The sequence below is a fragment of the Eggerthella sp. BIOML-A4 genome (genome assembly GCF_009875575.1).
Lineage (GTDB): Bacteria > Actinomycetota > Coriobacteriia > Coriobacteriales > Eggerthellaceae > Eggerthella > Eggerthella lenta.
In genome coordinates, this window is record NZ_WWRX01000001.1 from 193,939 (window position 1) to 207,007 (window position 13,069).

9 protein-coding genes are annotated in these 13,069 nt (G+C 61.7%); 8 read left to right on the forward strand and 1 reads right to left on the reverse strand.

The genetic code is table 11. The features are described 5' to 3' along the window. The first annotated feature begins 53 nt into the window (after positions 1-53). The 8 genes from GT613_RS00875 to GT613_RS00910 all read left to right on the forward strand — a co-directional run bounded on the left by GT613_RS00875 (position 54) and on the right by GT613_RS00910 (position 10,135). On the forward strand, positions 54-2,285 hold the full coding sequence (locus GT613_RS00875; RefSeq protein ID WP_009306703.1) for a heme lyase CcmF/NrfE family subunit: 2,232 nt from the start codon (positions 54-56) through the stop codon (positions 2,283-2,285). Between the two features lie 6 nt (positions 2,286-2,291). Further along, on the forward strand, positions 2,292-3,017 hold the full coding sequence (locus GT613_RS00880; protein ID WP_009306702.1) for an ABC transporter ATP-binding protein: 726 nt from the start codon (positions 2,292-2,294) through the stop codon (positions 3,015-3,017). Further along, entirely contained in the window at positions 3,018-3,734 is a 717-nt protein-coding gene (locus GT613_RS00885) for a heme exporter protein CcmB (protein WP_009306701.1), read from the forward strand. Between the two features lie 181 nt (positions 3,735-3,915). Beyond that, complete coding sequence (locus tag GT613_RS00890; protein ID WP_114516374.1) at positions 3,916-4,686, forward strand: cytochrome c biogenesis protein; 771 nt, start codon at positions 3,916-3,918, stop codon at positions 4,684-4,686. A gap of 110 nt (positions 4,687-4,796) precedes the next feature. Then, complete coding sequence (locus GT613_RS00895) at positions 4,797-4,982, forward strand: hypothetical protein (RefSeq protein ID WP_009306699.1); 186 nt, start codon at positions 4,797-4,799, stop codon at positions 4,980-4,982. Between the two features lie 103 nt (positions 4,983-5,085). Beyond that, positions 5,086-5,898 carry a UTP--glucose-1-phosphate uridylyltransferase gene (locus GT613_RS00900; protein WP_114516377.1) on the forward strand — a complete coding sequence of 271 codons (813 nt, stop codon included), beginning with the start codon at positions 5,086-5,088 and terminating at the stop codon, positions 5,896-5,898. A 114-nt stretch (positions 5,899-6,012) separates the two neighbouring features. Further along, positions 6,013-8,316, forward strand: coding sequence for an EAL domain-containing protein (locus GT613_RS00905; protein WP_240132846.1), 2,304 nt, complete (start codon positions 6,013-6,015; stop codon positions 8,314-8,316). Then, entirely contained in the window at positions 8,291-10,135 is a 1,845-nt protein-coding gene (locus tag GT613_RS00910) for an extracellular solute-binding protein (RefSeq protein ID WP_114516372.1), read from the forward strand. Before GT613_RS00905 ends, GT613_RS00910 begins: the two co-directional genes overlap by 26 nt. A gap of 96 nt (positions 10,136-10,231) precedes the next feature. On the opposite strand, the gene GT613_RS00915 is transcribed toward GT613_RS00910, so the two are convergent. Next, positions 10,232-11,194 (reverse strand): D-2-hydroxyacid dehydrogenase, encoded by a 963-nt coding sequence (locus GT613_RS00915; RefSeq protein ID WP_114516371.1) that lies wholly within the window; start codon positions 11,192-11,194, stop codon positions 10,232-10,234. Positions 11,195-13,069 lie beyond the last annotated feature (1,875 nt).

A 13,069-nucleotide genomic window follows, 5' to 3' on the forward strand; every position in this document is an offset into this window, starting at 1 on the left:
ACCGGTTTCTACAAACGAAGGGCGGTCGCATAGCCGCCCCGAAAGGATAGTACATGCCAACTATAGGTTTGATAGGAGTGCTCGTCGCATTCGCCGGCGTAGCGGTGTCCATCGTGTGCCTGGTCGCGGGAGCCCTGTTGTCCCGCAAGAAGTCGGGCGGTGCAGGCGAGACGCTGACGTGGGGCGGGCATGTGGCCGTGCTGGTGACGCTGGCGGCTCTGACCGTGTGCTGCGGCGTGCTGGTGTACTGCTTCATGACCGGCGATACCAGCATCGAGTACGTGCTGCGCTATCGCAGCGACTCGTCCAGCGACATCGCCTGGCTTTACAAGCTGTCGGGTCTGTGGGCAGGCCGCGAAGGCTCGCTGTTGTTCTGGGGTTGGCTCATCGCCATCTTCAACTCGGTGGTGGCCGTTCGCAATATGAGGCAGGGCAGGAAGCTGGATTCTATGGCGCTGCTCGTGTCGCAGCTGGTGCTGGCGGCGTTCGTGGGCGTGATCCTGTTCTCCGAAAGCAACATGCCGTTTGCAGCTACGCCTGCCAAGTACTTCGACGGCTCGGGCAATCTGACGGCTGCAGCTTCGGTGCTGGGTATGAACACGCTGCTGGAGCACTGGGCCATGGCCATCCATCCGCCCACTTTGTTCGTGGGCTACGCGGGTCTCACCATCCCGTTCGCGTACGCCATCGCGGCTATCATCGTGAACGATTCTTCTAAGGAATGGGTCGTGCGCTCGCAGCGCTACACGCTGTTCTCCTGGTTCTTCCTGGGCGTGGGCATCGGCCTTGGCGCCATCTGGGCGTACGTCGTGCTCGGCTGGGGCGGCTACTGGGGTTGGGACCCCGTCGAGAACGCCAGCTTGCTGTCGTGGATCGTGGGCGTCGCGCTCATCCACAGCTTCACCGTGTACCGCCAGCGCGGCGCGTTCAAGCGCTGGTCGGTCATGTGCGCGTGCCTGACCTTCGCGTTCGTCATCGTGGGCACGTTCATCTCCCGTTCGGGTCTCGTGCAGTCGGTGCACGCCTTCGAGGGCGATCCCGTGTCGCTCGCGCTGTTCGGCGCGCTCATCGGTGCGTCCATCCTGGCCGGCATCGTGGGCCTTATCGTGCGGTGGAAGAGCTTCGGCCCGGCCTCCTCGGGCGCCGACGACGTGGAGAACATGCTGTCGAAGGATGCCGCCTACTATTTCAACAACGTCATCATGGTCGTGTTCGCGGTGCTGCTGACGTACCTGACCGTCTCGTCGGCGCTTCCTGCTTTCCTGCCGTTCGGCGGCCAGACGGTGTCGGCCGGCACGTACAACGCCATCGCCCGTCCGCTCGGCGTGATCTACCTGGCCATCCTGGCCGTGTGCCCGCTGCTTTCGTGGGGCCGCACCGAAGGCAAGCAATTCTGGAAGCGCGCCCGCATCCCGAGTATCTGCGCCGTCGTGCTGTTCGCCGTGCTCATGTTCTACTTCGTCACCTACCTGCTGCCCAGCTACGACGCCATCCTGGCGGCGGGCGGCACCGAGGCCGACGGCCTCTTGGAGCAGGGCCCGTCGTGGTACTACAACGGCGTGGCCGTGGTGGGCTTGCTGGTGGCCAGCCTGCTGTTCTTCAATTCGCTGTTCATGCTGGGTCGCGCCATCCGCGGCTACCAGAAGGGGCACCAAGGCAACGTGCTGGCGTCCGCTTGGGGCATGCTGGTGAACCGCGCGTCCACGTTCGGCGGCTTCGTCGCCCACCTGGGCATGGCCGTGATCCTCGTGGGCCTCATCGGCTCCTCGATGTACGTGACCGAGAAGACCGGCTATGTGAAGTACGATGAGGAAACCGACTCGGCTTCCGAGCCTTTCGTCATCCAAGACTTCGAGCTGCGTTACACCGGCAATAATATCGCTCCGCAGCCGAACGACGATGACATCCTCTACACCGTGTACTTCGACGTGTACAAGAACGGCGAGTTCGTCGGGGCCGTTGATCCGACGGTGCAGTTCGTCCAGTCCACGCAGCAGCAGAAGCTGGTGGCCAGCGTCATCACGTTCCCGACCGAGGATCTGTTCGTCGTGTACCGCGGCGTGAACTCCGACGGTGACTTCTCGATGGACGTGCGCGTGAATCCGCTGATCCTGGAAGTGTGGATCGGCTTCGGCCTGCTGATGGCTGGCGTGCTGATAGCCACCGTCGGCCGCCGTGGCGCGAAGCGCAAGCTGGCCGACGGCACCGCGGCGCCTGCCGACGCGGATGCGGAGGCCGAGGTCGAGACCGCCGAGAAGCCCGAACCTGAGAAAGTCGAGGCGTAAAGCGCCATGGAGGCCGTTGTGGAACCTGCGATCAAGACCAAGAAGCTCTCGAAGGTGTTCGGCAACCGCCGGGCCGTCGACAACGTGTCGATCGAGGTGCCGCAGGGCGCGTTCCTGTCCATTTTCGGTCCGAACGGCGCGGGCAAGACCACGCTGCTGCGCGTGTTGTCCACGCTGTCGAGGGCCACGTCGGGCTCGGCCACGCTCATGGGCGTGGACTTGAAGGAGGATCCGGACAAGGCGCGCGACCACATCGGCCTCATCTCGCACAACTCGATGCTCTACCCCGATTTGACGGCCGAGCAGAATCTGATGATCTACGCGCGCCTCTACGGGGTGGTCGACCCCGAGGCGCGCGTCCTCGAGCTGCTGGAGGCGGTGGAGCTGAAACACCGCCGCCTCGACGTGGTGCGCACGTTCTCGCGCGGCATGACGCAGCGCCTGTCCATCGCCCGCGCGCTCATCCATGATCCCGACGTGGTGTTTCTGGACGAGCCGTACTCGGGGCTCGACCCGCACGCGGTGGAGATATTCGACGGCCTGATCGACCAGCAGCGCGAAGGACGCACGTTCGTTATGGTGAGCCATGACTTGCAGAAGGGCTTCGCCATGTGCACGCATGCGCTGGTGTTGGCGAAGGGCAAGGTGGTGGCGTTCGACGAGAAGGATGCGTTCGATTTCGACGAGTTCTCGACGCTGTATCGCTCGACGGTTGGCATGGGGGTGGCGTAGATGGCGGTCGAGCTGAAGAAGCCCTCGACGTTCCGGCAGTACAAGACGCTGCTGCGCAAGGACTTGGAGCAGGAGTTCCGCACGAAGGAGATGCTCACGTCCATGGGCATCTACGCGCTTTTGGTGATCATCGTGTACGGGGCGGCGCTGGCGCAGACCTCGCAGACCACCGACGTGCTGCAGATGAGCGGCGGCCTTCTGTGGGCGCTCATCGTGTTCACGTCGCTTTTGGGCCTGAACCGCTCGTTCGCGCACGAGAAGGAGCAGGGCTGCATGGAGGGCATCCTGCTGGTGCCGATGGACCGTTCGGTGGTGTTCCTGGCGAAATCGACGTCGAACCTGCTGTTCTTGCTGGTGGTGGAAGTGATCGCCGTGCCGCTGTTCTACTTCTTCTTCCTGACCACCACCACGCCGTCCGAGAGCTTCTGGTTGCTCGTGGTGCCGCTGCTCGTGGGCACCGTCGGCGTGGCGGGCATCGGCACGCTGCTGTCCACTATCACCATCAACACGCGCGGCAAGGACGTGATGCTGGCCGTGCTGTTCATCCCGCTGATCTTCCCGCTTCTGTACGCATGCGTGTCCGCGACGACGGCGGTCATCGTGGGCGCGGAAGGATACGCGGACATCATGCTGACGTCGTTGGCGCTTGCGGGCGGCTACGACGTGATCATGATCCTCGCATCGTGGGTTCTGTACGATTTCGTGATTAGCGCTTGATGTTCCGTCGGCCTGCCGGCCGACGGAACTGCTCGATGCTGCGAGGCGCCCTGGCGCCGAAACTCGCCGCTTTTGCGCTTGCCCTTGCGTGCGAAAGCACGCGCGGCCGCGCAACACGGCGATTTTCAGCACCAGGACCCTTCTCGCTGACTTTGGTTGGATCCGTGACAGAAGGAGAGTAATGACTGAGAAAACGAAAAAGGCGCTCAAGCTGCCGGAAGCGGGGCAATGGCCCGACCGGATAACGCCGACGGTGCTCGTTGCGGGCGCCGTGCTGTCGACGATCGGCTTTTTGCTGGCGTTCCTGTGGGCTTCGCCGGTGAACGGTGCCGCGGTGAACGGCGTCGAGATGATCGGCGGCCAGATGGTGACCAGCGTGCTGCTGTTGTCGCAGAAGATCTTCTACTTCCATATGCCGGTGGCTATCACGTCGTTCATCGCGCTGGCGTTCGCGGGCTATTACGCGGTTCGCTTCCTCATGACGAAGAACCGCCGCTTCGACACCTGCTCGAAGATCGCGATGGAGATCGCGCTGCTGTTCGTGGCGTGCACGATGATCACGGGCGACTTGTGGACGAGGTTCGAATGGGGCGTGTGGTGGACGTGGGATCCGCGCCTGACGACGTACCTCATCCTCATGCTCATCATCATCGCGTACTTCATCCTGCGCAACGCCATCGACGAGCCCGAGCGTCGCGCGACGTACGGGGCGGTGCTCAGCATCATCGCCCTCATCGACGTGCCGATCTGCTTTATGGTAACGCGCCTGATTCCCTCCAGCATCCACCCGGTGGTCGTGCGCGAGGGCGGCATGTCGGCCGATATGGGCATCACGCTCATGTTCTGCCTCGTCGGCATCATGCTGATCGGGTTCGCCCTGTACCGCTTCCGCTTCCGCCAGGTTCGCCTGACCGAGCGCGTCGAAGCGCTGAAGGAGCAGTTGGAAGACTGAGGGTCCGCCGTTCTGCGAACGGCGGAGCGGGGCGATCTCGGGCACTGCGGAAGCCCTCGCTGACCTTGCTGGACCTGTGGGATGTTCGTTGTTGATAAAAGGAGAAACTTATGAATCCGGTTCTCGTAGAGATATACAGCACCATCGTTCCGTCGATGCCGTTCATCATCGGAGCGTACGTGCTCATGTGGTTGGCTATTCTGGTGTACATGCTGGTCATCACGCTGAGCTACAAGAAGGCCGAGAAGCAGATGGCGGTTTTGGAAGAGGCCGTCGCGGAACTGCAGGCAAAGTAGCAGGATGGCGACGGGTTTTCCCGTCGTGCTACAATAACCGAACACCATGGACGAAGCGCCGCTTCTGCGGCGCTTCGCGCACGTTACAGAGAAAGGTATGCCCATGAAGGCTCTCATTCCCGCTGCCGGCCTCGGCACGCGCTTCCTGCCCGCCACGAAGGCGCAGCCGAAGGAAATGCTGCTGGTAGTCGACCGACCGGCCATCCAGTACGTGGTGGAGGAGGGCCTCGCGTCTGACGCCGACGAGGTGGTCATCATCAACAGCCGCGAGAAGAAAGCCATCGAGGAGCACTTCTCGCCGAACCCGGAGCTTGTGGAGCTGTTGCGCGCCCGCGGGAAGGATGCGTATGCCGACGCAGTGGAGCGCGTGGGCAACTACAACGTGAGCTACGTGTACCAGGACGAGGCGCTGGGCTTGGGGCATGCGGTGCGGTGCGCGCACGAGAAGACGGGCGACGAGCCGTTCTACGTGCTGTTGGGCGACGTGCTGGTGCCCGACAACAAGATGCTGCCGCGCATGCAGAAAGTGTCCGACGCGCACGGCGGCGCCAGCGTCATCGCCGTCATGCCGGTGCCGGACGACCAGGTCAGCCGCTTCGGCGTCATCGCGGGCGAGGCCGTGGCCGACGACGTGTGGAAGATCGACGCGCTGGTGGAGAAGCCGGCGTTGGAGGACGCGCCGTCGAACCTGGCCGTGTTTGGCCGCTACCTCCTCAGCGCTCGCGTGATGGAGCTTTTGGCCGACGTGGAGCCCGGCGTGGGCGGCGAGATCCAGCTGACCGATGCGCTGGACGCCGTGCTGCGCGAGGAGGAGATGTACGCGCTGATCATCGACCCCGCCGACGGCTTCGACACCGGCACGGTGGAAAGCTGGCTGGAAACCAACAACGTGCTGTTCAGGCGCGCAGCAGAATAGCGAGAACAACCGTCGCCGAGCGTAACGGAGCGATTGCGAAGGCCTGCCGTCATCTGGCAGGCCTTCGAATAGTATAATGTCCTCGAAAAAGCGTATCCGGCAGCTGGAGGTGTCATGAGGCACGCGCGCGGCGAAAGAGGCATGATCGGGCTTGCGGCTGCCGTTGCCTCCGTGGTCATCGTCGCCGTTATAGGAGGAGCGCTGCTAGTCCACGCGTACTCGGACACGGTTCGCAATCTTACCCGCAAAGACAGCATCGGATACTTGGCTGATATATCCAGCCAGATCACCGAGAACGTGCGCACGGTCACCTCTCAGATATTCTCGGCGATGGAAACCATCGAACGCGGTCAGATGACGTTGGTGGAGAACGGCGCCACGCTCGACGAGCTGAACGGAGAAATGGCCGAGGATAGGGATCGGTGGAATCTGTCCCGCCTTGCTTATGTGGACGAGGACGGCGTGTGGTACTTCGCCGACACCACGCAGCGCTACACCAGGTCGCAGGACTATCTCAACAAGACGTTGCTTGAAGGCAAACGTTCCATCTCGGGTATCGAGACCATGGACGGCCAGGATGTGCTCGTGTTTTCAATTCCCGTGAACGCGGTCATCGATGGGCATCACATGAAGGCGCTTGCGGGCGTGTACGGGGTGGACGAGATGCTGCAGCTCCTGTCCATCGATTCGTTCGAAGGGAGAGGATACGCCTGCATCGTCAAGGACGACGGTTCGGTGGCGGTGCGTCCCGAGGATCAAACGGCCATCAGCGGCGAGTACAATATCGTGTCGGCTTTGGAGAGCCAGAACGCCGATGACGAAGAGCCGGTCCACGTTCTGCGGGCGGGGCTCAAAAAGGGGGAACAAGGCGTCGTTCTTGCGAAGTACAACGGCGTCAGTTCGTATTTCTGCTATACGCCTGTGGGCGTGAGCGATTGGCATCTGCTGTCCATCGTTCCCAGCGATTACGCCGATCAGAGGACGAACAGCCTGTATCTGCTGACCGTGGCGGTGGGCGTTACGGTGGCGTTGGTGTTCGGCGTGATCATGCTGTTCATCGTGATCGTGCAGCATCGCAATCGTCGACGGTTGGAGGCCATCGCCTACGTGGATCCTGTTACCGGCGGAGACACGGCCGGCCGGTTTCGCGAGCGCTATTACGACGTCGTCCGAACGGATCCGCGTAACTTGGTGCTCGTGTACGCCAACATAGCCAAATTCAAGTCGTACAACGATCGCGAGGGCAAGGAGGGCGGAGACCGTCTGCTCAGGTCGGCGTACGACATGATAGAGCGGCAGCTGCGCGAAGGCGAGTTCGCGGCACGCGTCTCCGCAGACCATTTCGTCATTCTGTTGCGCGAGCCTGACGAGGCGTCGACGAAGGAGCGTCTAAACGAGTTCAGGCTCACGTCCGAGAGCGTCGGCGAGCAAGTGCTCGTGTCGATGGACTTCGGCGCTTACATACTGGACGACGATGCGCTCGAGCAAGAGTTCACGCTCGTGACCGATGCGGCTAACTTGGCGCGTGCGAGCGCGGAGAAGCGGATGCTTCCAAGCGGTGCACGCGTTGGCTTCTATGATGATCGCCTCCGTCGGCGCTTCCTTCGAGAGAAGGAGCTCGAGGATCGCTTTCCCCATGCGCTTGCGAACGGCGAGTTTCATATGTATTTGCAGCCGAAGGTTGCGCTGCCCGAGCGCTGCATCGTCGGTGCCGAGGCGCTCGTGCGCTGGATCTCTCCGGAAGGCATGCTCTGCCCGAACGAGTTCGTTCCGCTCTTCGAGCGCGACGGCGTTATCGCCGAGCTGGATTTCTACATGTTTTGCCAGGTGTGCGCTTTGTTGAAGCGATGGGAGCGGGAGGGGAGGCCGCTTTTCTGCGTTTCAGTCAACGTCTCGCGCTCGAACTTCGACGTTTCGGATTTCTTCGCGCGCTACGAGCGCCATATCGCCGAGAACCAGGTTCCGGCTCGCTACCTGGAATTCGAGTTCACCGAGTCCGTCGTGTTCGATCGCACCGGCGAGATCAACCAAGTTATTCGGCGCATCCACGCGTTAGGCGCACGTTGCTCCATGGACGATTTCGGGAGCAGTTACTCCAGCCTCAACATGTTGCGTAGTCTCGAAGTGGATATCATCAAACTTGACCAGGGGTTCTTCCGCGGAGATACCGACATGGACAAGGCAAGGAGCATCGTCAACGGCATCGTGGGCATAGCGCGCGACATGCGTATCGAAACGGTTGCCGAAGGGATCGAGGATATGGGACAGGTGGATTTCCTCGAGAGCGTCGGCTGCAATGTGGTGCAGGGGTACGTGTTCGGAAAACCAATGCCCGCCGATGAGTTCCAGGATTTCAAACTAGACGATACGATGAGGGGAAACGGAGATCGCGGTGAAAGCGTTGAAGAGAGCCGGTAAGGCGGCGAAGACGTTCGCGTCGATCGCGCTAGCGGGGTCGCTGGTCGGCATCGGACTGGTCGGCTGTTCCGGCGAGGCTATGGGCAATGCGTCCGGACGCGACGATGAGATAGTGCTGACGGTATCGAAATGCCAGACCAAGGAGCTGCCGCAGGAGCTGTTGGACGAGATGACCAATCGTCACCCCAACCTGCGCTTCGAGTTCGATACGTATTCGAACAGCAACTATTCCGCGCAGATCGTCACCGAGCTCGAGCAGCGCGATATCCCCGATATCCTGATCAACACGCGCAATCAGGATCTGACCGAGGATTTGGAGCATAATCTGGTGGATCTCGCGGCGTACGATTTTTCCAGCGAGTACCTTCCCAGCGTTCTCGATCGCATGACCATCGACGGCAGCCTCTACTATCTGCCGGGTTACCTGACGCTTGCAGGGTTCTTCTACAACAAGGACCTTTTCGCCGAGCACGGCTGGGAGGCGCCTCAGTCGCTCGAGGAACTCATTGCCCTCAACGAGCAGGCGAAGGCGGAGGGCATCCGGCTTATGGCGTACTCGATGGAGCTGACGGGTCAACGCTTCCTGCAGCTGACCAATATCGCTTCGGCGCAGTTTCTGCACACGCCGCAGGGGTCGTCTTGGGAACAGGATTATCTTGCGGGCGAAGCGAGCATGGTGGGCACGTTCGAGCCTTTCATGGACGAGTATCGGCTTTGGCTCGACAGCGGATTGATTTCGGCTGACGACCTTTCCCTGTCGAATTCGGACGCCGCGGAGATGTTCGCGAACGGTGACGTGGCCATGATCTACGGCGTTGCCAACAACGTGAAGACCACTGATTTCGACTTCGATTTGGGCCAAGCTCCGTTCCTTGCGAGAGGCGAGGGCGAAGATAACGGCTGGTACCTGTATGCGGTCAGCTCGTACTACGGTATTAACAAGAAGCTGGAAGAGCCGGGCAACGAGGAGAAGCTGGCCATAGCGCTGGAGATGTTCGACCTGATGAGCACCCCCGAGGGCCAGAGCATGTTCACGGATGGCGCGGAAGGGCGATATCCGGCCACGAGAAAGGCGGACGGCGAGCTCCACGCGCCGCTTTTGAGCGATTACCGCAACGTGGTCGACCGCAATAACCTTGTGGAGTTGGCGGCTTACACTGCGCCGCTCTTGCTGGGAGGAGAGGCGCTGGGCGGGTACATCGCTGGCACCGTCAGCGCCGAGGAAGCGTTGCAGGCCTGCGACGAGGCTATGAAGTCCAACAAGTCGGAAACCCAGATCGGCGACGTAGTGGCACATATCGAACGCGACCTGAGCCGGGAGGAGACCGTCCGATACTTCGCCGACGCGTTCAGGGAGTACGGGGGCACCGACCTGTGCCTTATGCTGCCTGGCGGCATGGCAGACGGGCAAATGCATCCTTATGGGATTTCCGGCAAGCTGTACGAAGGGGAGCTGCACGCCAATGAGCTGACCGTGCTCTTGCCCAATGCGGGGAAGCCGGTGCCCACGCTGGCCACTGCGCGCATTTCGGGCGAAGACCTGCGCGCGGTGCTAGAGAGCGGGCGCACGTTCGAGCGGAAGGACGCGTCGAGGGAGGCCCTTGCTCCGTTCCGCTACGAGGTGTCGGGAGCCGAGGTGGACTATGATGCAGATCGCAAAGTGCGATCGCTCAAAGTGAACGGCGTTGAAGTCGCCGACGAAGACGTATTCACGGTGACGTATTTCGACGGGGCGGTCGAAACGTCCCGCTTGACCGATGCGGCGGTGTCGGACGTGAAGCCCGTCCCCGCGTTCACTGCTTGCAAGGCCGCGCGTTGACGCACTGCCGCCCGTCGTGCGACGGGCGGCAGAGTGAGGTGAAGCCGGGATGCCGCGGAAGCGGCCGGGTTCCGAGACGCAGTCGTACGTAGCCGTCTAATTCACAACGTTCTGCGGTGCGCCCTCCACGAACGCGCCGACGTTAGCGGTCACGGTAGCCAGCAAGCGTTCGCGGGCTTCGTGGGTAGCCCAGGCGATATGGGGCGTTACGATGATGTTCTGGCCTTTCGCTTGCAGCAAGGGGTTGTCGGGTTGCATGGGCTCCACCGACACGACATCGGCTGCGAAACCCGCCAGCTTGCCGGATCGCAGTGCGTCCACCACGGCCTGCTCGTCCACCAGCGTGCCGCGCGCAGTGTTCAGGAGGTACGCTCCGTCCTTCATGCGGCCGATGGTCTGGGCGTTCATCATGCGGTCGGTTTCGGGCGTGGCCGGTGCGTGCAGGGTCACCACATCCGAAACGGCCAGCAGCTCGTCGAGGCTCACTTGGCGCACGCCATCGCTTTCCAGTTGGGGTTTTGCCGATCGATTCTCGAACACCACGGGCATGCCGAAAGCACGCGCGATGCGGCATACTGCCTGCCCGATGCTTCCCATGCCGACGATGCCCATCGTCTTGCCTGCCAGCTCCACGAGCGGCGTGTTCCAGAACGAGAAGTCCTTGGCGCGCGTCCAGTCGCCTTCCATGACCAGATTGGAATGCTCTCCTACATGCAAGCACAGCTCCAGCAGCAACGCGAACGTCATCTGCGCCACGTCGGGCGTGGAGTAGGCGGGCACGTTCGATACGATCACGTCCGCATCGCGCGCCGCGTCGAGATCCACCACGTTGTAGCCGGTGGAGGTGAGCGCGATCATCTTGAGGCGAGGAGCCCAGCCGAGCGCCTCGGCGTTCCATTCCGTCTTGCTCGACACGACGATGTCGGCTTCGGCTACCCGAGTTTTCAGCTGGTCGCGCGACGTGCGGTCGTACACGGTGACGGTGCCGAACCGGTCGAGCGCGTCCCAGCTCAAGTCGCCGGGGTTGTTCACCTGTCCTTCGAGGACCACGATGTTCATAGGCGTTCCTTCCCGAGAAAAGGATCGGCCCGGGGAGAGGGGAGCTCCACCGGGCCACAAGGAGGGGATGATGCGGCACCTATTGGGTGCCGCTCTGCTTTAAGGGGTAAGCAGATGCAAACTGAAAAGGAGGGGAGCCTTTCGTTTGCTGAAGCTATTATAAAAGTTGACATTGAATATCATATGATGCACGAGTGCATGTTTTGTGAATTGGGGGCCTTGAAAGTAACAGATAGGTAAACATGACGCAAAAAGACAGGGAAAACCCCTGACGCGGAAGCTCGAGCTGATTGTCCAACGGAGCGCCGGGGGTTTGACGGCGAAAACGACGTCGGGCGGTAGGAATCGACCGGTTTGGCAATTCTGGCGAGGACCCGGCTGCGGCGCTTCGGGCTTGCCGAGCGCGATCGAAGGCGTTTCCCCAGCTCGGGTTCTCGAAACGTCAAGTGAAGCACTCGGCGGGATTACCAAACCGGTCGATTGCTGCCAAGAAGCGGGGGTCTTGCCGTCGAACCGAGGACGTCGCGGGCCTGTCGGGTCCGTGGTCGGGGATCGTCCGAAGCCGTGCGGTTCCACGTGGAGCTGCAGCTGGGATCCCGCCCCAAACCGTGGAGTCCCTCTTAGTGTTTCATGTGAAACGTTTGTACGCGCATGCTTGTTCGGCCGCACGGCTTCGCCATACGATGTGCTGCAAAAACGTCGGTTTGGCAGTCTTCGGCGGCCTTCGATCGCGCCCGACGCTCCTTCCCGAGGATCGGCGAGGCGTAATCCCAGTTCGCGCTTTGTCGCCGCCTCGGAACGCACCGCCAGATCGGGCCGGGACTGCCAAACCGGCGTTTTTGCAGCACATCGTATGGCGTTCGCTGTTAAACCGGGATTGACATAGCTCAGGTCGACCCGCCCCGCGAAAACTCGCCGGCGGCTCGGAAGCCCCCTTCGGCCATCGGCCGGACGCTCGCCTCGCCTGATCGCTAGCTGTCCGACAGAGGAAGCGGCATGCGGCGGTGCATGTCAATCCTGGTTTAGCAGCGTAGGTTGGCGAAATCGCGCGTTCGCAGCGAGGGACGTGACCGGGTGACGGCTCAGGCGGAGGTTCTGCCGCTCTGCCGTTCAGCTTGCGGCCGCTGCGTGGGCGCGGGCTCCATACATTGTCTCGGCGGGTTCGACGAAGCGAGGGGCATGAAAACAGATCGGCCCGGGGAGAGGGGAGCTCCACCGGGCCACAAGGAGGGGGATGATGCGACGCTTGCGCATCGCTCTGCTTCTAAGGGGGTAAAGCAGAGGCAAACTGAAAGGAGGGGAGCCTTTCGTTTACAGCTGCTAGTATACGGGTCGTTCGCGCACATCGTATGATGCGGGCGTGCGCGTTTTGTGAAACGATGGGTCGCAGAGTAACGGTTCGTTAACAAGGATCGAAAGAGTCAGGAAAAGAAGTTTTCCGATGGGCGCCGCGCCGCAGAAATCTGGCGAGCGAAAGGTTGGCGAACGGCATTGCCTCAAAGCGGCATCGACCTGAAGTAACATGTTCTACGATGATATGCGTTGGTCGATGATGCGGAAGCGGGTGTGTGCGGGTACGAGAAACAGATCGGCCCGGGGAGAGGGGAGCTCCACCGGGCCACAAGGAGGGGGATGTGCGGCACCGAGGTGCCGCCACTGCTTTGTAAGGGGAAAAGCAGTACAAACTGAAAGGAGGGGATTCTTTCGTTTGCGAGACCAAGTATAAAAGTAAGCCTTGAAGAACACGTGATCGACTCATGTTCGTCCTGTGAAATGCCGCGAAGCGTCGGCGAGCGTCCATCCTCCTTCCTTCCGCCGCTCGAACTGCGCCGTTCGCGCGAGATGCTTCCGTCTCGGCGTGCGCGAGCGCATCGG

Bases quoted from the DNA above. Each gene is read 5' to 3' on its own strand.
- GT613_RS00875 (WP_009306703.1), top strand. From the start codon at position 54: ATGCCAACTATAGGTTTGATAGGAGTGCTCGTCGCATTCGCCGGCGTA.
- GT613_RS00880 (WP_009306702.1), top strand. From the start codon at position 2,292: ATGGAGGCCGTTGTGGAACCTGCGATCAAGACCAAGAAGCTCTCGAAG.
- GT613_RS00885 (WP_009306701.1), top strand. From the start codon at position 3,018: ATGGCGGTCGAGCTGAAGAAGCCCTCGACGTTCCGGCAGTACAAGACG.
- GT613_RS00890 (WP_114516374.1), top strand. From the start codon at position 3,916: ATGACTGAGAAAACGAAAAAGGCGCTCAAGCTGCCGGAAGCGGGGCAA.
- GT613_RS00895 (WP_009306699.1), top strand. From the start codon at position 4,797: ATGAATCCGGTTCTCGTAGAGATATACAGCACCATCGTTCCGTCGATG.
- GT613_RS00900 (WP_114516377.1), top strand. From the start codon at position 5,086: ATGAAGGCTCTCATTCCCGCTGCCGGCCTCGGCACGCGCTTCCTGCCC.
- GT613_RS00905 (WP_240132846.1), top strand. From the start codon at position 6,013: ATGAGGCACGCGCGCGGCGAAAGAGGCATGATCGGGCTTGCGGCTGCC.
- GT613_RS00915 (WP_114516371.1), bottom strand. From the start codon at position 11,194: ATGAACATCGTGGTCCTCGAAGGACAGGTGAACAACCCCGGCGACTTG.